A 19,616-nucleotide genomic window follows, 5' to 3' on the forward strand; every position below is an offset into this window, starting at 1 on the left:
GAAGACATGAATACAAGCAACGGTGCTTTTATAAAGAGCAGCGGAAAACTATATAAGGCGCTGTCATATCTCATACTAATTTTACTAGCAGTTGTCATCCTTGTCCCAGTCATGTGGGCGTTCATGGCTTCTATCAAACAAAATGTAGAATTTTATGGCAGTCCGTGGGCATTACCAGAAGGATTTTATGTTCAGAACTTTGCTGATGCGTGGCTCAAGGCTAATATGGGGAACTTTATGCTTAACTCCATATTGCTCACGGCGATGTCCATCGTGCTATTGCTGATCATTGCACTTCCAGCTGCTTATGTGCTTGCACGTTATCAGTTCAGAGGAAATGCACTATGGAGTACGATGTTTATGGCGGGCTTATTTATTAATATCAACTATATTGTTGTGCCGATTTTTCTTATGTTGAATAATGGAGATAAGCTGGCACGTAATGTTCTTGGTCAGCCGATCTTCTTAAACAATCTATTTATATTAGCACTTGTATATACCGCTATGGCGTTACCCTTTACGATCTACTTGCTGTCAGGCTATTTCAAAACATTGTCTAAGGAATATGAGGAGGCTGCTTCTGTTGACGGAGCTGGACACTTCCGAACAATGGTGCAAGTGATTATGCCGATGGCAAAGCCTTCAATTATTACCATCATATTATTTAATTTTCTATCGTTCTGGAATGAGTATATTATATCGATGACCTTACTGACGAAGCCAGAGTTTAAGACATTGCCAGTAGGATTAATGAATCTATTAGCCGCACAAAAATCAGCGGTGGAGTACGGACAGCTTTATGCAGGACTTGTGATCGTTATGCTGCCGACGCTGCTACTATATATTCTAGTACAAAAGAAATTGACCCAAGGTATGACTATGGGCGGGTTGAAAGGGTGAGGTGCTAAGATGAGAATATTGCTCTACTTAATCCTGTTCGTCATAGGAATATCACTTACTATCTTTGGACATCGTTCGATTGGTCCAACGGGACTTGCTATTATGCTGGCTGGGCTTGGGGTGTTGGTGACATTTTTATGGATATACAATAGAAAGCACAGATAGAGGAAGTTCAATACCTACACCCTTAATCACGAAGCTCAACTGAAGGCTTAATCGGCGTCGAATCTTGAACTTAGCCGGGTCTTCCGGTGCTCACGTACAAGCACGTACGCTGCGCTCCTCAGCCCCTAGCTTCGTCCAACCTTCTTGGTGCTGAAAGGTGAACGTATTGAACATTAATTAGAAGAGGAAGTTCAATACCTACACCCTTGATCACGAAGCATTGCCTATGAAAAGAAGATGATGTCTGATCATCTTCTTTTTAATGTATTTTGTGTTACTATTAGCTTAACAAGATCAAGGAGCTATGCTATGCTGCGCAAATTTAAGATACAGCATCGATTAATTGGAACGTTTTTAGTCGTGTCGGTTATTCCTATTTTATTTCTAGGTTATTACGCTTATAAGCTTTATTCGGAATCGATAAGCGATAAGCTTAGCGCATCTACTTATCAGGCGATCACTTTAGTGAATAAAAATTTACTAGCAGAGCTGCAAAACTACCAGTATCTTAACGGATCGATCTCTACGAATGAGTTTGTCCAAGCAAACCTATCTAATCAGCTACCGCAACAAGTGACCGAAACATCAAAAGAAGCTGCAATGGATGCGATATTCCGAACTATATTTCCGGCACATGTTGTAACCGTTAGCATTTATGATACAGAGCACCGACCTTTCTATGAGCTTGGCTTTGAAACGATTAGCAATGCATCGCTAGAAAGGGCGATTTCAGATGTCGATAATAACTCTCCTTATGACGGACTTACTTACGTTAGAACGGCAAGATCCTACGATACGATTGCTGTAGGGAGAAAAATACATGCAGAGCATGATAGCTCTGAGCAGATTGGCTATGCATTTGTCTTTGTTAGTGCTGATATGTTTTCAAAAAACATTCTTTCAAGTGTTGACTTAGGAGCTGGCTCTAAGCTGGTTATTTTGGGCCGCGACGGGACAGTGCTTTCTGCAAGTGATAAAAGCGTTGTACTAGGAGAACAGTATGCGGATCAATCGTTATTCAAAAGCATCAATGAACAGCGAGCACGCGGAGTAGCTTCATTTTCAGGAGTTATTGATGCTGAAGATCAGCAAGTATCCTATATATATAATGAGCAGATTGGGCTTTATCTCGTATCGCTCATGCCCTATTCCTACATCAACTCTGAAATTAGTCATATAACGACCAGTATTATACTAATTAGCTTGGTCATTATCATCGTTTGTATTATCATAATATATTTTATGAACAATAGTATTGTAAGACCTATTAAAGGTATTATTGCTTTCAGTAATCAGATCTCGAGTGGAGAGCTGTCTAATCGGATTCATGATGATAACGATGATGAAATGAGCGTATTATCCCGTAAAATTAATAGCATGGTAAGCGAGATTGAGCGGCTTATCGATAATCAAAAGCTCGATGAAAGAAGGAAGCGTGAGCTGGAGTTGCAAATGCTGCAGTCTCAAATCAATCCCCATTTTTTATTCAATACATTAAATACGCTTCGCTGGCTTGCAGTCATTAATCAGGTGCCTGTCCTTAATAACGGAATTAGCTCCTTGTCTGAGCTATTACGCAGTACGATTTTGGATCATAATGAGGAAATTACGATTGAGCAGGAGCTTGAAAATCTAGCTCACTATTTTGAAATTCAAAAAATACGATATGCGGATCGCTTCCAAGTGCATTACGAGATTGATAAAGAGCTGCTTCATTGTTTCATTCCAAAATTAATTCTACAGCCAGTTGCAGAAAATGCCATCATCCATGGGATCTCGGAGCATGGAAAATCTATCGATATTTTAATAAGGGTTCAACAGGTCGATCAGCAGCTTCATATAGAAATTAAAGACAACGGCAAAGGCTTCGATACCAATCGCTTCCTCCAATCGGATAATGCAAATAAGTTGTCCGGCATAGGGATTACCAACGTTAATGAACGTATTAAGCTCCATTATGGCGAAGGCTTCGGTCTATATATTTCTAGTGCTGTAGGAGAAGGAACGAGCTGTAAAATCATTCTTCCCATACATCAACCAGAGGGAGGTTAATAGTGATATATGATCAATATTTTACTTGTAGATGATGAGCCTATTGTGAAAATTGCGCTACGAACCATGATCGATTGGGAGAGTCTTGGATTTCATATATGCGGCACTGCCTCTGACGGAGTAGAAGCTTTAGCATTAGTAAAGGAGCTGCAGCCCCACATTATCGTGACAGATTTGAAGATGCCCAATATGGATGGGTTAGAGCTTATAAGAGAGCTGAATCGGCTAGAGTACAATGGGAAGATTATTGTGGCAAGTAACTTTGGTGAATATGAGCTCGTTCGTGAAGCACTTCTGCTTGGTGCAGTCGATTATTTACTGAAAATTAGTATTAAGACCGAGGGGTTGATTGAGCAGCTACAGAAGACAGTAAAGCTTCTAGAGGAGGAACAGCAAACATTACAAGAGCAGGTCCAAAGGGAACAGGTGCTGCGTAGCAATATGAAAAGCGTGAAAAATGCTACGTTAAAGGATTACTTCACGAATAGCTATTACGACGCTGCTCAACTGCTACAACGAAGAGATATCCAATTATATTTAGAAAAAAAATCAAGCTATCTTTTTTACATTGATGCAGCTGTCGATCGGGCGAGTGAAAACGACAACTCTAACGTATCCATATCATTTATCGAAAATATGATTCTTGATGAAGTTGAATCAGAGCATGATGTAGAAATATTTCAAGTTGATGCTCATGTGATCGTCGTTTTGATTGCTAAGGAACGATTGCAGCAATGTGGCTTTGAGCCATTAACCTTCGTTCAAAGAATACAGAATTTACTGAAAATGTATATGACGCTTGAGCCTGTTATCGTTTATTCTGATGAAGTGTCTGGATATGTCGAAGCTAAAGAAACATACAATGCTTGTACAGATGCGATCAATATCAATTTTTATGAACGTCATTCTGTATTGTTCAACAAGGAAGTTCAAATGAAGCAAGATATTGAGTTTGTTAATTATGTCGATTTTTCTAGCGCTTTATTACAGCACGTTTACGAGGATGACACAGCTGCCGTCTCATCTATGTTGAAAGCCTTTACAAACCAGTGCCAGCAAAATAAAATCCATCCGCTGGCACTTAAAACATTTTTGCATAAATGTCTGGATTACATCCCTTTATGCGCCAGTAGATTAATTGTGCTTGATACTGAGCTTTACGAGGACTGTATAAGTAAAATCAAGGCTTGTAAGAGCTCAGATTCGTTATTAACCTATGCTATTAAGGCGTTAGATGAACTGCGAGTAGAGGCTGATCGTTCAAGCTCCCCTCATACACTTGCCGTAAAAAAGGAAATCGGGGAAGTTATAAAATATGTTAACTTGCATTATAAAGATAAAATTACGTTGGAAATGATCGCAGATTATGTTAATTTTAGTGAAAACTATTTATGTCGCGTATTTCGTGAGCAAATGGGCACAAGTCTTATTCACTATATTAATAGTGTACGTATGAACAAGGCGGCAGATTTAATTATGAAGGGCCATACGTATATGAAGGAAGTTGCAGCTTTGGTAGGAATCAGTGATCAATTTTATTTTAGTCGAATGTTTAAGAAACACTTCGGCGTTTCTCCAACTGATTATCGGGCACATATTTCGGAATCATATAGTAGAACTAACTAATCTAACAATATACGACAAATAAGACTGTGACCATCGCATGGAGCAGTCTATTTGTCAATCTACTTAAATAGTGGCTGTGATGCGCTGTTAGCCTTTAGATCTATCGTTATGCCGCTTGAAGCTGCTAGGCGTTGTCCCCATCCATTTGCGAAATTGCCGAATAAAATGATTATAGTTATGAAACCCAACCTCGAATGAAATCTCCGAGGCACTGCGATTCGTATGCTCTAACAGCAGTGCAGCTTGACGTATTCGCATCTGGTTTAATGCATCGATGATGGATTGACCTGTTTGCTCTTTGAACAGATGAGACATACGTGAGGCTGATAGTCCGATCGTTCTAGCAAGCTCCTCAATCTCCACGGAGTGCCTCATATGATTAGATAGATAATGAAGCACCTCCTCGACTCGGGGGTCGAGCGTATGATTCTTCTGCTGGGCAAGTACAAGTAAGATTTCGCGCAGCGAATTCAGACAAAGGTCTTGCCAATATTCATGACGTTCTCTTGAATCTGACAGAATTCTGCGGAAAGCACGATGAACACGCTTATAGATTGAGAATGGCTCGATTGTGTGAACGTACAAAGGCTCTGCTGGCAGCAGGCTGTCACCAACGGATAGTGGAGAAAAGTGCGCCCATATAAAATTCCACACCTCTCCCTTTACCGTGCCATACTTATGTGGCACACCGGGTCTCATTAGTACAATATCTCCCCGCGAGCATCTTGTTTCACCTTCAGGCGTAATGAAATAGCCCTCTCCACTTAAAGTAAACGTAATTAGCCAGTCATCCATCCCACCCGGCCGATGTGTACTATACGAGTCGTTAACGTGAAAGTGACCACTAATAAACAGACCATGCGACTGTCCGTCATAGCTAGAAGGCTCATCAAACTGTGTCACGGTGCTCACCATCCTTGCCATTATATGTTGCTTTATTATATCGAAATGCAATGCAGCATTCCATACAATAGCAGAATTGTGTGAGAAAAAAGCAGATTTGTTACTACATTATGATTAGTGAAGAAGTTACACTTTAAGTAATGAAACGAGGGGGGATGTATCGTGTATACACTTAAATTTTTGAGTGAAGAACAGAAAAAGCAATTCGAGAACGAAGGCTACCTAATTGTTAAGGGCTTGTTCAAGGCAGAGCAGCTAAAGGAGATTGAGGAAACCTTTGAAGCCATTAGTCATACAACGGTACCAGGCTTTTTTGAGCCAGACTTATCGGAATCGGTAACCGATCCATTAAAGCGCTATCCGAGAGTCATGCATCCACATCGCTTTAATGAAATAGCCAAAAAATATATGCTTCATCAGCCTGTGCTCCGCGTGCTCGAGGATTTGTATGAGGAGCAGGCACTCGCTGCGCAAAGCATGTATTACTATAAGCCACCTGGAGCTAGAGGTCAGGCACTTCATCAGGATAACTTCTATCTTAAGGTCGAGCCAGGTAATTGCATTGCTGCGTGGACCGCGGTTGATGCCGCAGATGAAGAGAATGGCAGCTTGCTCGTCGTTCCTAAGACGCAGGAATACGAGATCGTATGTCCTGAATACTCGGATGCGAAGGAATCGTTCACGACACATTATGTTAAGCCGCCTAAGGATCAGAAGGCAATGCCTGTTGTGATGGATGCGGGTGATGTGTTGTTCTTCAACGGAAATCTAATTCATGGCTCCTACCGCAATAAAACGAAGGATCGCTTCCGTAGATCATTTATTTGCCATTATGCAAATGAATCTGCTACGCATATTAGTGAATACTATCGCCCACTTTACAGAGCTGACGGCTCCGAGGTAGAGCTGGTTACGAATCCAGATGGAGGACCATGCGGCGTTGAATTCGAACCATTCTACCCACACTAATACGTTCAACGATCCGAGGCTCGAGGTTCATATGTCCTGGTGGGGGATGAACGGCCTAGAGCGCAGCGCAGAGTATTCTCTAGAACAGAAGATAGAGATGATAGCGGAAGCTGGATTTGATGGAATCAATGGATTTATACCTAGTCCTAAGGATGCGGAACGATGGAGCAAGCTGCTTGAGCGCTATCGTTTAAGCTTAAGTGTTAACGCATACCCGAAAACCTGTAATGACATGGCTATACTGCTTAAGCAAGCCAAGCAATACGGAGCCATCCAGCACATTAATGTTCAAGTAATGACACCGTTTCTAATTGATAATGGAGCAATTGAACTGCTGAGAGGAATCCATGAGTTATCAGAGAAAGCTGGCATACCTGCATATATCGAGACGCATCGCGGTACCATTACGCAGGATTTACTCCGAACGGTCTCATATGTTGAAGCGCTGGAGCAGCTTCGATTAACGATTGATATGTCACATTACGTCGTTGCAGGAGAGATGCACACCATATCTAATGAGGCGGAGGCCTTGATGCAAAAGCTGCTTGAACGCACCTCTGCTATTCATGCAAGGGTTTCAAATGGTGAGCAGGTGCAGGTTGATGTTGGTCCGTCAGGTGAGCACCCTATGCTGCAGCATTTTGAACGCTGGTGGAGCAGCGGTATGAAGCATTGGCGCAAAGTAGCACGCAATGGCGATGTACTTCCGTTCATTGTTGAGCTCGGCCCACCACCATATGCGATAACGGTTGATGATTACGGGCAGCGGAGGCAGGAGATAAGTGATCGTTGGGAGCAGTCATTGCTCTTCCTGCGTACAGCGCGTCGCATCTGGTCAGAGACAGCAAGGGTGTAATATGTTCTTTTCATATAGTCATAGGCTCAATTAATAATCATCCGTTAAGCCAGCAGTATAGGCTTAACGGATTTTTTTACTATAAATTAGAGCTAGCATGTATCGTATGGTTATATATTGTTCGAGCTAGCTCATAGCGCGCCCTATATCTATAAAAATATTAAGCCCTGTCTGTAGGAATAGAGACTAACCGTAAGCAATACATGTATAGTAATGAGGTTACTCTAGGAGGCGAATAAGTGTCCAATGGGTTTGTTGTGCGGTCATTAGATGAGATAAAGTTTTGGTCACGCATCATGAAGGAGCATTCATTATTCCTTCGGCTTGGGTTTAGAAGTGAAGACACTCAATTGATTAATGAAGCCAATCATTATTACTCAACTTTTGAAGCTATTGAACATCGAGCACAGGCTTTCGATGTTGGTACCGATCCGCAAGTTATTCAACGATTTAATGTTGAGGTTCATACTGCCGCATCACACATTTGGGCATTTAAAAGAAAAATATTAGGTCTCATTTTAAGCTGCCAGCTTCCCGGAGCAAATAATTTTCTTTTGCTTGTTGATCATACGAGCAGAGAAGCGTTTTATTTTAGAAATAGATTGGAGGAGCTTAATGCTGGTAATTTAGACCCTCTGCCAGACGCTATTATTAATGAAAATGTATTCTTCCTAAGAATAATGGCAGATCATGCGAAATTCATTGGACATCTTCTTGATCCTTCCGAACGAAAGCTAGTGGAACAAGCTCGAGAATTTAGTGAGGACTTCGATAAGCTGCTTTATCAGGCGCGAGACCTTGATTCGATGCGCCCTGAATCTCAAACCGCACCTTTACTTGACCAGTTTCTTGATCAGAATAGAGTTTCAGTGCAATCGCTCAGAGACTTTAAGAAAACAGCCCGAGACTTGATTGAAGAATGCCGAATTAAAAGTATTATCCATCCACTACTAGCAGATCACGTATTCCGTGAGGCAGAACGGTTTCTCTTCATTATCGACATGTTCGAGCACACCCTTACCGGAAAGCCTGTTCAGAATATGCAGTTTGATTGATAGTAATTCTATTAAACAATCAAACAAAGCCTGCAGATCAATGTCTGATTTGCAGGCTTTTTTCGTGCTATAACGACGTAACAGCTATGCGAATGCGAAACTAATCGCCCCATTTATACGTCTAATAAACATAGGAGAAATAAGCACGAGCTGTATCTATATTCAATTACTAGAAAGGATGTGAGAAGCGATTATTATGATGAAACGGGTAAGCATTATCGTCATTATACTATCGTTATTTATTGCGAGCAGCGCCTTTGCGTACGAAGCTCAGCTTCAGCCATTTAAGGATGTGGGGGAAGATTATTCAACGGAGTCGATCTATTCCTTGTCCGCATTAGGCATTATTAATGGATATACAGACGGTACTTACCGTCCGAATGATGCGTTGTCCAGAGAAGCGTTCATTAAGCTGCTTGTTATGGCAAATCAGATGGAGGAAGATGCAGTGGGACGCCTCCCTGCTGGATTAGATAAGGGACGTTGGTCTGCTTCTTATATTTCTACTGCATATGAGAATCAATGGATTGATAGCTTGCTAGATTCAGATGGCAGCTTTAATCCGTCGCAAACGATTACTAGACAAGAGGTTGCTATGCTGGTAGGAAAGGCATTGCTAGAATCGGAGAAGGAAGAGGTGCAGCAGCAATGGCTGAGCACAGAGTGGACAAAGGAGCGGGATGCGCGCGCATTTAAAGATCACGCTTCTATAGATGCAGAGCTGCAGCCATATGTGTACTACGCGGCGAAGCGTGGCATTATGGAAGGGGATCGCGTAGGCTTTAAGCCTAAGGAAGCATTAATTCGCAAGCAGGCAGCAGCCGTCATTTATCGATTCATTGATATGCGAGTTTCCGATGAAAAGCTAGATTTTACAGGCTATTATGCGATTCAATCCTATTCAGCAATCAATCAGATGAAAAAGCTGTCACATGTAATATTCGGATGGTCTCACCTGGAATACAGCGAGGCTGGTTCTGCTTCGTTAAACACATCAGTGACTGTTAATCGAATACCTAGCGGCTATGAAGAGGCACTGGCTGCAGCTGATTCAGCACATATTACGAAGGAGCTGATGGTGTTTTACGACAATAGCAATTTGAAGGAATTCCTAAGAGATAAAGCAGCGCAGCAATCCTTTATCGAATCGTTGTTGAATCTATTAAATGATCCCTCTTACTCCTTTACAGGCGTAAGTATAGACTTTGAAGGGCTGAAAGAGGAGGAGTATGCTGCCGATTATGTTGCATTTCTTAAGGAGCTGAAGGAGCAGCTCGGCACTTATTCGCTGTCTGTTGCTGTCCCGCCGATCTATTACTACAAGGGCTATGATCTAGAGGCGATTGGCAAGCTTGCGGATACGGTCATTCTGATGGCGTATGACTTTACCCATCATGAAAGTAAGCTGCCGTCAGCACCGCTACCACTGGTGAATGACGTCGTTACAACAGCATTACAAGTCATCCCTAAAGACAAATTAGTGCTCGGTATTTCCAAGCAAGCGAACCAATGGATTACCACTAATGGAGTAACAGCTGCGCCGCTTAGTCCGGCCATTGCTGATGTGGAGAAGAGACTAGTAATGCCCGGCGTTGTGAATGAGTGGGCAATGCCATATTTTCTTGCGAAAGCTGAATTTTCAGATGAACGTGGCAGTCATCTTCTATATTACGAGGATACGCAAAGCATAGAAAAGAAAATTTGGCTTGCGAAGTTTTATGAGCTTAAAGGCGTCTCACTGTGGTTTATGGGCAGCTACACCTCCTCAGACTGGGAGCTGATCGGTGATCATTCTAATAAGTTGTAGGAGCGATACGAAAATGAATCGGAATATATATGATGATAACGTGTTTTTCGAGAAGTATAGTCAGATGGAGCGCTCTACAAAAGGACTTTCTGGTGCTGGAGAATGGGAAACACTGCAGCAGCTGCTGCCTGATTTTAATGGCAAGCGGGTATTGGACTTAGGCTGCGGCTTCGGCTGGCATTGCCAATATGCTATAGAGCACGGTGCTAAAGCTGTCACAGGAGTCGATGTCTCTGAGAAGATGCTAACGGTAGCGAAGGAAAAAACGAGCTCTACAATACGTTATATTCACATGCCGATTGAAGAGGCTGCTTTCGACGAACAATCCTACGACGTCGTTATTAGTTCACTTGCCTTGCACTATATTGAATCCTTTGAACAGGTTGCGCGAAAGGTTGCTCGATGTCTTGTAGCAAATGGAGATTTCGTATTCTCAGTAGAGCACCCGGTCTTTACTGCATACGGAAGCCAGGATTGGTATTATGCTGAAGATGGAAGCATTGCACATTTTCCAGTTGATCGATACTTTTATGAGGGAGAACGAACCACAAACTTTCTAGGGGAAAACGTCGTTAAGTATCATAAAACACTTACAACCTATCTACAAGCGCTGATTGGAGAAGGCTTCGAGATAACAGCAGTTGTGGAGCCACAGCCTTCTCAGCATCTCCTTGATACGGTGACTGGTATGAAGGATGAGCTTCGCAGGCCAATGATGCTGATCATCGCTGCTAAGAAAAAGTAAATGCTTATAAAACGATGAAAACAGCGTAATATTGAGTATTGCCAATGAGCCGGCTGAAGCAGCATAAGCCAGACCAAGCATTGAAGTTCAAAGCTTGGTCTGGCTTATATGTTTTTATCTACTACTATACAACGATACTGTTTTAGGTACGTTTGTGATCTATGGCTCGAATGATGAGCTCCGCAGTTATGAGCAATATGGCGATAGCTCCATAGATGCCGATCGTATAGCTAGAAGGATAGCTGAAATGAAATACCTGATGCAAAAGTGCTGTAATCAGATGAATGATCATATTCGTAAAGCAAAAGGCATAGCTGCGAATCATCCAGTTGCGATGACTTATTATACGTTTCCTCTTAATTTGAACAAAGGCGACTGCCGTAATAAGCATCCATACTATATTAAGGATATTGAAGCCTATGCTGCTTATTTTCCCACCTGTAGCATATGGCGCCATATAACCTGATGTTAGTATGACGAGCAGTACAGACAGCAAGTAAATGTAACCACTCCAGCGATGAAGCTTGCGGCTCTTTTCAAATAAGCGATTAGAGAAATTAAGCAACCCTGCAGCCATAGCAATACATGCGAATGCAACATGAACATACATCACATTCAACCACAATGGCAGCTTAAGCTCGCGTTTTAAATCAGTTTTGAAGCTTAGAAAATGGACAGCTTCAGGATCGACCACGTAGATTTTAATTAAGGCGTATACAATAAATACGCTGCTGACACAAGCTAATGCCCGATAAAAAGAAATTTGAAGCTTCATCTGCTAACAATCCTCTCTGTTTAAATCAATGTTATCTGGCGGCTCAGCCTATTCGCTTGCCTGTTAATTTCGAAGCAGGTAGAACGCCAGCTTTAGCGGTTCCGCTCATAACATCACCATGTACAGCCACTTCAAATTTTAGATTTAATCGCATGGGCTTCGTAATTGGAAGTAACCAGACAAGCTTATTGCTGTGCAGCATTGGATCTATAAAGCTCACCGTCTCATCACCTTGGGTAGCTGTACCTTGAATCACTCCATTATTTATTGCAATGGCGAGCTTGACCTGCAGCTTTCCTACTGGTGTTGCAATGGTTGTATCCCATTGACCATCGAATCTTGCTGCATCATCATGTAGGTGTGTATGTTGGTTACCCATGGTAAATAACTGCTGATCGTCTACTGGAGGAATGTCAGTGCTCGTCTGATTCTCACGTTGTGTATCAGAATGTGTAAAATGAGTTGGCGTAAGGCCCTGCGCCCGCCATACCGTCCCTCTTCGTTCATAGTCGAACAATTGCTCCACCGAGTGTGCAATTTGAGGACCAAGCTCACGCTCTAGCATATACAAGGCGACATCAAGTCCTGAGGTAACAGCTCCTCCAGTAATAAGATTGCCATCTTCAACTACTCTGGCAGAAATAGGTATCGCTCCAGTCGCCTCAAGTAAGCCCATCCCTTGATGATGTGTTACTGCTGGTCGACCTTCAAGCATGCCAGCCATAGCTAGCACAAGAGAACCGCCGCACACCGTCGCAACAATGCAGTCTTCTCGATCTAGTGCCTCTCTAATGAGCTCTGCTAGTTCAGTCTGCGACGCTCGACTTAGAATCATTGGAACAGAATCAGGACCATCCCCGTCAACGTCCCCAGATGCACCCGGCACAACGATCATATCGGCAAGCTCTGGATCGAGCTTGCCAACGGCTTCAAGCTTTACTCCATTCGTACCACTGCTAACTAATCTAGCTCCTTCAGCGGTAACGAATTGAACATTTAACTTCTTATCAGTCTTCATCGCAGCAACGCAAAAAACCTCATACGGTGCAATTGCATCGAGTAGATCGAATCCATCAAAAAGAACAACATGAACAGTTAACATCATAAAACCCCCTAATTGAATTGATATTGTATAAGCCGACGTATAAGCCGAACGTAGTCATAATTGAATGATAGTCATTGAATATCTCAAATAAAGCGATAAAAAAGTCACAAAATAATAAACAAATCATCACAAAGCGCAAGGAGGTAATGGTAGCTGCACAAAAAGTGCTAAAATAATGGGTAAAGGTGGGATAGTAATGAGTGAGTTAAGGACAATTCTCGTTGTAGATGACGATAAAAGCATCGTTGAATTATTAAGAGACTTTTTGGAAAATGATCATTTTCATGTTTTAACAGCCAATGATGCCACTGAGGCCTGGACTGCATGTCAGCAGTATACAGTTCATTGCATCATTCTTGATATTATGATGCCGGGGCAGAATGGGTTTGAATTAGCTCGTCGAATTCGCACGATGAGCGATGTACCTATTCTTTTTCTGAGCGCTCGCAGCGATGATGTGGACAAGATTAGGGGGTTGACGCTTGGCGGTGATGATTACATCGTTAAAACTGCTTCACCGGGGGAAATTGTTGCCAGAGTAAAAGCGGTGCTGCGGAGATCCACATCTTCTCGTCAGTCGAGTAATGAGAAAATACTGGATTACGGACGCTTAAAGCTTAATCTGTCGACGCGAGAAGTAATAGTGGAAGGGAAGGAAGTATTGCTCACGCCAAGAGAATATGAATTGCTTCGATTGTTCGCTGAGCATCCAAGACAGGTGTTTTCGTATGAGCAATTGCTCAATAGGTTTTGGGAAGGTGTAGGCGATAAACATACGATTCGGGTTCATCTCAGTCGACTGCGTGAGAAGCTTGAAGCTGATCCGAACGAGCCTCAATATTTGATCAATGTATGGGGAATAGGTTACCGCTTTGAAGGTGTTCGCGTATGATGAACGTTAGAATTCGCACATTTACTTTGCTTTGTTTCGTGCTAATCCTTCTCATGCCTTGGGTATTCTTTGTGATCGCACATTTCATCGATACGAGATCCTTTAGCCTTTCACAAGCTAATGGCTATACCGTTCAAATGATCGGGGCAATAGCTGGATTGCTGCTTTCGTTTTTTATTATTGGGGTACAGATGAGGAGACTTCTTCTAAAGCCGCTTGAAGGAATGAGCTTGGCGTCTAGGCAAATTGCAGAGGGTGATCTAGACGTGTACATTCCTCTATCAAGGATTTCAGAAATTGCTGAAGTACGTGAAGGCTTTGAGGCTATGGTGACAGGACTTCAAAAGTCACATCGAAAACAGATGGAGCTAGAGAATAATCGGAGATTTGTGATCGCTGCTGTTGCGCACGATTTGCGTACTCCATTATTCGCCCTAAGAGGATATTTGGATGGATTGGAGCAAGGCATTGCCCGGTCTCCTGAGCAAGCAGCAAAGTATGTTTCCGTCTGCAAGGAAAAGTCCGCACAATTGGATCGGCTCGTTGAGGATTTATTCACATTTACAAAGATGGAATATGTAGAGGGGAATCTAAGCAGCGAGACAGTGGATCTTCACGGAGTACTACAGAGGTCAGTCGATAGCTTACGGCCGTTAGCGCAGAAAAAAAATATTACTATAGTAAGTGAGGATGCAGGCACAGAGCATTGCATCATTCATGGTGACGCTCACCTATTGGAGCGGGCAATGAACAACCTAATGGACAATGCGGTAAGGCATACTCCGGATGGAAAAATTATTGTTCGATGCTATAGGGATGAACAAAAACTGATATTTTCCGTTACAGATTCCGGAGTAGGCTTTTCAGAAGAAGATTTGCCGCATGTATTTGAGCCGCTTTACCGTGGTGAGCAGTCTAGAAATCGAGCAACAGGAGGCAGCGGCTTAGGGCTGACTATATCGCAGACGATTGTAAGAAGACATGGAGGTGAGCTTGAAGCGAGCAATCATCCACGAGGTGGTGCGCTGCTCGAAGGCTGGCTCCCTATTCATTCATTCAATCATGAAGCCCGTGTTGACAGATGATTGAGTCATCTAGCCTTTCATCATCATACGGATGGAAACGATAATTAGAAAAACAGCCAGCAGCTTTAACAACAGCTTTGCAGGGACACGTTTAGCTAAACGAGCGCCTATTTGTCCGCCTAATATAGCTCCTGGTGCTAGAAACAGCAGCATTAGCCAGTCAACATTCATGGAGAAGGCATGAGTAGTCGTGCTTACTATGGATGATAGAAAAATCTGCAGCATAGAGGTAGCTACGGCAATATGAGCTGGAAAGTTCAACAGCAGCGTCATCGTAGGAACCATTAGACTGCCACCGCCTATGCCAAATAAGCTTGCTGCAAAGCCAACGATAAAGCTAATAACAATGCCTGTACTAAGATGATAGCTATAGCTAAATTGCACACCGTTGTGATCAACGAAGCTGCGCTGCACAGTCGCTTTGAATGGCCATGCTATTGGGGAGCTAGGTTTGAATAGCAGGAGCAAGGAAACGAGTATTAAAAAAATACCGAAGCTAATGAAGAAAAAGCTCCCTTTGATGTGACTTACGTAAAGTGCTCCTGCTATTGATCCTGGAATCGAGGCAGCAAAAAACTTCAAAGCAGCTTCATAATCAATTCTTTTTTGCTTGGCGTACACATAAGTGCTTGAGATAGAATTGCACAGAAGCATTGCCATGGATGTCCCAGCTAAATGAGCCGGGGACATGTCTGGAAATAAAAACGCAAGTGCAGGGACAACGATAAACCCCCCGCCTAGGCCGACTAGAGAACCGCATAAGCCCGCTGCAAGACCGATTCCTATGAGTATGAAGTACATTAGCATCGTTATGTCTCCCTTAAAATTGAGGTGTTATTCAGCTATTAGTTTTTATTTATATGATCAGTCTTTCCTAAAAAAGCGTCCTTTAAGTAGTACGTCTTCTAACCATTTACGCTGATGAGGCTGCAGTCGTTCATCGATGCTCATACGGTAATTAATTTCTTGTTGCTCGAGCTTTGAACTCCTATGTACAATGACTTCCTCCAAGCCTGCATCAAGGGTAAGAATGTCAGGTGAATCATCGTTACCGCTCCAGTGCTGCCACTTGGGTAACGAGCTGTGGTTTGGATTTCCCGTGTGTAAGAAGTTTTTCATGTAGCTGTGAAGCAATGACGAGAGCTCTTCACGTCCGGGCCTATTAGCTTCCGTAATGATGCCATGAGTAAACATGCTGGTCATCCCTGCATAATCACCAGTTAAAAATGGAATATCAACACCATGTGGTGCTCCGAGCAGTAAGCGGATCGTAGGATCAATGACGCCGTCCTGCATTCCCCAACAGAAGCGATAGGCGAAAATGGGTGCGCTAGGCACAGTCTCAGCAATTGCCTGAGCCGTCTGCTCTACATTAAAGGCTGCATTCAGCTCGCTTCCATATTGAATGGCTGCCTCGTACAAGTCCTTTTGTTCTATCACTTTCCTACGCAGTTCGTCCATCGTTGGAGCAGAAAAATAAGGATCAAATAGTGTGAAGATAGAAAACTCTGTATAAGTGCTGCCGAGTATCATTGGCAGTGTAGGGAAGCTCCTATGCTGAAGCTGCTCAAATCCCCCTATAGGCAATACCGTTCCGTCTTCAAATAAATGAGGAAATCCTTCCATTCGTAAGCCAGTGTCATAAGTCATAAGTACTTTGGAGAATGAGTCGGCTGGCTGAGCGTAAAGAAATTGTGCAATCGTATCTGTTGATTGCTGTGAGCTCCATGCTAGTGCTTCGTCTGGTTCGCTGGCTATACCGCTACTGATCACTAATGCTGTTAGAAGCTCATTAGCCTTAATGTCCCCTTGCTGAGCAGAAGACGTAGTCATGCCGCCACTCATCACGAATAGCTTATGGAATAGACCTTCACCTAGCGGCGAAAGGTAGGCAGCCAGTGAATTTCTTGCTCCTGCAGATTGCCCTGCGAGTGTTACGTTGTCTGGGTTTCCTCCGAAGGAGACGATATTGCTCTGTACCCACTTTAAAGCATGAAGGATGTCCAGCAAACCGTAGTTTCCGGAATCATCTAACGGATCACCGCTTCGAAGTGCTGGGTGACGAAAAAATCCCATTGCCCCTAAACGGTAATTCATCGAAATAATGATGCTATTGGTTGCGCTCGCCAATTGCTCGCCTGAGAAATCCTGACCGGAGCCACCTAGATTTCCACCTCCATGTGCAAACACAAAAACAGGCAGGTTATGTTCAGAATGATCTGGGCGCCATATATTTATATATAAGCAATCTTCACTGCCGATTGTATTGCCCTCGAATAATTGAACGCTACGGTTGCCATACGATTGTGCACGTAATATCCCCTCCCATGGCTCAAGCTTGCGCGGAGCCTTCCAGCGAAGCTTCCCTATTGGAGGCTGCGCATAAGGGACCCCGAGCCAAGCAATAACTTGCGACTGTGAAGGCCGAATACCTTGCAGGCGACCATCAGCAATAATAACCGATTCATTTCCAGTCCATTGTCTGCTCATTCACTCTATATTCCTCTCCGTTTAGTTTTACTTTAAGTATAGTTGCTTGTTCGTATAATAAATAATATATTGTTTTATATATATTGATAACCCAGCGGTTATAAATTGGAGGGAAGTCAATGGACTTGCTATCCTTACGTTATTTTCAAGTTGTCGCTAATGTACAAAGCATGACGAAGGCAGCAGAAATACTGCATATATCTCAGCCGGCTCTAAGTAAGATGATTAAACATCTGGAAAATGAGCTGACGGTCGAGTTGTTCGACCGGACAGGAAAGTATATTCGATTAAACGAATATGGGCGACGTTTTCTAGAAAAAGTAAACCTTTCCCTGCAAACGTTGGAGGATGGGAAGCAGGAGCTTCTTGATCTGGCTGAACGCTCAGTTGGCACGATCGTTATTTTAGTTCAGGTAGGCTCATATTTATTGCCTGATATGATTACTAAATTCCGTGAGCTGCATCCAGGCGTTCAATTTAAACTATTACTACATGATCAAGACGCTGCGACGTATCCTTTATTTGATCTATGCATCTCATCAGCTCCCTTTCGAATACCGGGCACATCTGCAGAGCAGCTGCTGACGGAGGATATTATGCTCGCCTTACCAAGCGATCACAGATATGCTGAACGAAAAAGCATTCGGTTGGATGAGCTTGCGAAGGATGGATTTATTAGTTTGAAGTCAGGGAAGAGGCTGCGTGAGACAACGGATCTACTCTGTAGAACAGCAGGCTTTACCCCGCAAATTGTTTATGAATGCGATGATCCTGCGATGGTACGGAGTCTTGTACAGGCTGGGCTAGGGATTTGCTTTTATCCAGCAATAACATGGGGGAAATCTGGTGGCACCTCTGTCATATTGCTTCCAATTGAAGATGTGTCAAGCAAACGAACAATTGAGATTTCATGGTATTCTAAGCGTTATATGTCCAACATAGCCAGAGCATTTAAAAGCTTTGTACAAGAGTACTATAAGCAGTTAAACTGAGAATATAGTCAAGAGCAAATTGAACGGATTGAATGAGAGGTGGGAACTGAAAAATATGGGGAATATTATGGATTATTTGGACTGGAGAGGTGATCTTCTACTTGAGCACTCACCGTTCAATGAAGTAGACAACCTTATATTATCTCAGCTCGTATATGTAAATTTTGATTATATTGTACCTGCTAGATGGAGTGCGATGAAGATAACGGTGCGAGAGGCAGCAGATCGTTATTTCGAGCGATATAGCGAGGAGGAGATTGAACAGTTCAGCTATATTGTACGCATCTCAGTGCCTTTACTGCGCAAGCTGGCACAATGCCCGCGATTTGCAGAGGCAAAGCTGTGCAAGTTTGAGAAGTCAATCGATCTTGATCAAATTAAGCAGTTTGCAGCTATGCATATCGAGCTAAGCGATGGCTCTACCTTTATTGCGTACAGAGGAACAGATAATACGATTGTCGGCTGGAAAGAGAATTTTAATATGAGCATTAATACGCCGGTTGCCGCACAATATGAAGCGGTTCGCTACTTGGAGGATACGACCGAGGAAGGAACGGAAGCACTTCGCCTTGGTGGTCATTCCAAGGGCGGTAATTTGGCAGTGTATGCTGCAGTCATGTGCGATGCTGACATAAAGCCGCGCATTATAGAGGTCTATAACAACGATGGTCCTGGATTCGATACTAAAATGCTCAAAAGCGAAGCCTATCAACAAATGCGAGAGCGAATTCGCACCATTGTTCCGCAATCGTCCGTTGTTGGCATGCTGCTGGAGCATGAGGAAGAATATATTATTGTGCAAAGCCATGTATCGCTTTTAATGCAGCATGAGGCATTTTCTTGGGAGGTATTAGGAGGCAGCTTTGTCAGAGGCGAGAACCTAGAGAAAAAGAGCGAGCTGCTTGATATCACCTTGAAGTCCTGGCTCAGCCAGCTTGATAAAACAGAGCGCAAGCAGTTTGTCTCAGCGCTATTCCACGTATTTGAAGTAGGGGATATAAGAACATTTGAAGATCTAGGACGTGCCAAATGGCAGAAAATCAATGAGATGATCCGCGCTTTGAATCAGTCTAAGGAGTACAAGGTCGTTCTTATTAAAACGTTGAAGCTACTGTTGAAGGAAGGGAGAAAGGTATTTCTATCTGCAGGCAAGAAAAAATCTCAGCAGCAAGCGCAGGATGTAAGAATGCTGGAATAAC

The 19,616-nt window shown here is 43.0% G+C and carries 18 protein-coding genes; 13 read left to right on the forward strand and 5 right to left on the reverse strand.

Features of this window, described 5'->3' with window-relative positions:
• Positions 1-6: 6 nt before the first annotated feature.
• The 4 genes from M3180_RS13195 (at position 7) to M3180_RS13210 (ending at position 4,743) form a co-directional block, all read left to right on the forward strand.
• Positions 7-900 (forward strand): carbohydrate ABC transporter permease, encoded by an 894-nt coding sequence (locus M3180_RS13195; protein ID WP_251668214.1) that lies wholly within the window; start codon positions 7-9, stop codon positions 898-900.
• A 9-nt stretch (positions 901-909) separates the two neighbouring features.
• Positions 910-1,065, forward strand: coding sequence for a DUF6903 family protein (locus M3180_RS13200; RefSeq protein WP_251668216.1), 156 nt, complete (start codon positions 910-912; stop codon positions 1,063-1,065).
• Positions 1,066-1,374: 309 nt separating this feature from the next.
• Positions 1,375-3,117 (forward strand): cache domain-containing sensor histidine kinase, encoded by a 1,743-nt coding sequence (locus M3180_RS13205; RefSeq protein WP_251668218.1) that lies wholly within the window; start codon positions 1,375-1,377, stop codon positions 3,115-3,117.
• A gap of 9 nt (positions 3,118-3,126) precedes the next feature.
• Positions 3,127-4,743 carry a response regulator transcription factor gene (locus M3180_RS13210; protein ID WP_251668220.1) on the forward strand — a complete coding sequence of 539 codons (1,617 nt, stop codon included), beginning with the start codon at positions 3,127-3,129 and terminating at the stop codon, positions 4,741-4,743.
• 87 nt (positions 4,744-4,830) lie between these two features.
• On the opposite strand, the gene M3180_RS13215 is transcribed toward M3180_RS13210, so the two are convergent.
• Positions 4,831-5,646, reverse strand: coding sequence for a helix-turn-helix domain-containing protein (locus tag M3180_RS13215; RefSeq protein WP_251668222.1), 816 nt, complete (start codon positions 5,644-5,646; stop codon positions 4,831-4,833).
• A 159-nt stretch (positions 5,647-5,805) separates the two neighbouring features.
• Between M3180_RS13215 and M3180_RS13220 the strand changes: the two genes are divergently transcribed.
• From M3180_RS13220 to M3180_RS13240, 5 genes are all read left to right on the forward strand, one after another.
• The gene (locus tag M3180_RS13220) at positions 5,806-6,615 is read left to right on the forward strand and encodes a phytanoyl-CoA dioxygenase family protein (protein ID WP_251668395.1); all 810 of its coding nucleotides are present in this window, start codon (positions 5,806-5,808) and stop codon (positions 6,613-6,615) included.
• Entirely contained in the window at positions 6,587-7,471 is an 885-nt protein-coding gene (locus M3180_RS13225; protein ID WP_349774485.1) for a sugar phosphate isomerase/epimerase family protein, read from the forward strand. The genes M3180_RS13220 and M3180_RS13225 overlap by 29 nt, the downstream gene beginning before the upstream one ends.
• Positions 7,472-7,710: 239 nt before the next feature.
• Entirely contained in the window at positions 7,711-8,526 is an 816-nt protein-coding gene (locus M3180_RS13230) for a DUF2935 domain-containing protein (protein WP_251668224.1), read from the forward strand.
• A gap of 196 nt (positions 8,527-8,722) precedes the next feature.
• Positions 8,723-10,333: a glycosyl hydrolase family 18 protein gene (locus M3180_RS13235; protein ID WP_251668233.1), complete on the forward strand. Its 1,611-nt coding sequence runs from the start codon at positions 8,723-8,725 to the stop codon at positions 10,331-10,333.
• A 13-nt stretch (positions 10,334-10,346) separates the two neighbouring features.
• Positions 10,347-11,078 carry a class I SAM-dependent methyltransferase gene (locus M3180_RS13240; protein WP_251668235.1) on the forward strand — a complete coding sequence of 244 codons (732 nt, stop codon included), beginning with the start codon at positions 10,347-10,349 and terminating at the stop codon, positions 11,076-11,078.
• Positions 11,079-11,220: 142 nt separating this feature from the next.
• Here the strand turns inward: M3180_RS13240 and M3180_RS13245 are convergent, their stop codons facing one another.
• Together M3180_RS13245 and M3180_RS13250 are read right to left on the reverse strand one after the other, a co-directional pair.
• Entirely contained in the window at positions 11,221-11,853 is a 633-nt protein-coding gene (locus tag M3180_RS13245; RefSeq protein WP_251668237.1) for a DUF2306 domain-containing protein, read from the reverse strand.
• Between the two features lie 43 nt (positions 11,854-11,896).
• Entirely contained in the window at positions 11,897-12,955 is a 1,059-nt protein-coding gene (locus M3180_RS13250; RefSeq protein ID WP_251668399.1) for a DJ-1/PfpI family protein, read from the reverse strand.
• A gap of 199 nt (positions 12,956-13,154) precedes the next feature.
• On the opposite strand from M3180_RS13250, the gene M3180_RS13255 reads away from it, so the two are divergent.
• Both M3180_RS13255 and M3180_RS13260 read left to right on the forward strand, forming a co-directional pair.
• Positions 13,155-13,850, forward strand: coding sequence for a response regulator transcription factor (locus M3180_RS13255; protein ID WP_251668239.1), 696 nt, complete (start codon positions 13,155-13,157; stop codon positions 13,848-13,850).
• Positions 13,847-14,935, forward strand: coding sequence for a sensor histidine kinase (locus M3180_RS13260; protein ID WP_251668241.1), 1,089 nt, complete (start codon positions 13,847-13,849; stop codon positions 14,933-14,935). Before M3180_RS13255 ends, M3180_RS13260 begins: the two co-directional genes overlap by 4 nt.
• A 9-nt stretch (positions 14,936-14,944) precedes the next feature.
• On the opposite strand, the gene M3180_RS13265 is transcribed toward M3180_RS13260, so the two are convergent.
• Both M3180_RS13265 and M3180_RS13270 read right to left on the reverse strand, forming a co-directional pair.
• Entirely contained in the window at positions 14,945-15,742 is a 798-nt protein-coding gene (locus tag M3180_RS13265) for a sulfite exporter TauE/SafE family protein (RefSeq protein ID WP_251668243.1), read from the reverse strand.
• Positions 15,743-15,799: 57 nt separating this feature from the next.
• The gene (locus M3180_RS13270) at positions 15,800-17,425 is read right to left on the reverse strand and encodes a carboxylesterase family protein (RefSeq protein WP_251668245.1); all 1,626 of its coding nucleotides are present in this window, start codon (positions 17,423-17,425) and stop codon (positions 15,800-15,802) included.
• 119 nt (positions 17,426-17,544) lie between these two features.
• On the opposite strand from M3180_RS13270, the gene M3180_RS13275 reads away from it, so the two are divergent.
• Positions 17,545-18,417, forward strand: a complete 873-nt coding sequence (locus tag M3180_RS13275) for a LysR family transcriptional regulator (RefSeq protein WP_251668247.1) — start codon at positions 17,545-17,547, stop codon at positions 18,415-18,417.
• Between the two features lie 55 nt (positions 18,418-18,472).
• On the forward strand, positions 18,473-19,615 hold the full coding sequence (locus tag M3180_RS13280) for an Mbeg1-like protein (RefSeq protein ID WP_251668249.1): 1,143 nt from the start codon (positions 18,473-18,475) through the stop codon (positions 19,613-19,615).
• Position 19,616: the final 1 nt, after the last annotated feature.

It is taken from the genome of Paenibacillus camelliae, assembly GCF_023715345.1.
GTDB classification, from domain to species: domain Bacteria; phylum Bacillota; class Bacilli; order Paenibacillales; family Paenibacillaceae; genus Pristimantibacillus; species Pristimantibacillus camelliae.

Coding starts and splice junctions, on each gene's coding strand:
- M3180_RS13260 (WP_251668241.1), top strand. CDS start 13,847: ATGATGAACGTTAGAATTCGCACATTTACTTTGCTTTGTTTCGTGCTA.
- M3180_RS13205 (WP_251668218.1), top strand. CDS start 1,375: ATGCTGCGCAAATTTAAGATACAGCATCGATTAATTGGAACGTTTTTA.
- M3180_RS13240 (WP_251668235.1), top strand. CDS start 10,347: ATGAATCGGAATATATATGATGATAACGTGTTTTTCGAGAAGTATAGT.
- M3180_RS13250 (WP_251668399.1), bottom strand. CDS start 12,955: ATGTTAACTGTTCATGTTGTTCTTTTTGATGGATTCGATCTACTCGAT.
- M3180_RS13245 (WP_251668237.1), bottom strand. CDS start 11,853: ATGAAGCTTCAAATTTCTTTTTATCGGGCATTAGCTTGTGTCAGCAGC.
- M3180_RS13235 (WP_251668233.1), top strand. CDS start 8,723: ATGATGAAACGGGTAAGCATTATCGTCATTATACTATCGTTATTTATT.
- M3180_RS13200 (WP_251668216.1), top strand. CDS start 910: ATGAGAATATTGCTCTACTTAATCCTGTTCGTCATAGGAATATCACTT.
- M3180_RS13270 (WP_251668245.1), bottom strand. CDS start 17,425: ATGAGCAGACAATGGACTGGAAATGAATCGGTTATTATTGCTGATGGT.
- M3180_RS13255 (WP_251668239.1), top strand. CDS start 13,155: ATGAGTGAGTTAAGGACAATTCTCGTTGTAGATGACGATAAAAGCATC.
- M3180_RS13210 (WP_251668220.1), top strand. CDS start 3,127: ATGATCAATATTTTACTTGTAGATGATGAGCCTATTGTGAAAATTGCG.
- M3180_RS13265 (WP_251668243.1), bottom strand. CDS start 15,742: ATGCTAATGTACTTCATACTCATAGGAATCGGTCTTGCAGCGGGCTTA.
- M3180_RS13195 (WP_251668214.1), top strand. CDS start 7: ATGAATACAAGCAACGGTGCTTTTATAAAGAGCAGCGGAAAACTATAT.
- M3180_RS13275 (WP_251668247.1), top strand. CDS start 17,545: ATGGACTTGCTATCCTTACGTTATTTTCAAGTTGTCGCTAATGTACAA.
- M3180_RS13280 (WP_251668249.1), top strand. CDS start 18,473: ATGGGGAATATTATGGATTATTTGGACTGGAGAGGTGATCTTCTACTT.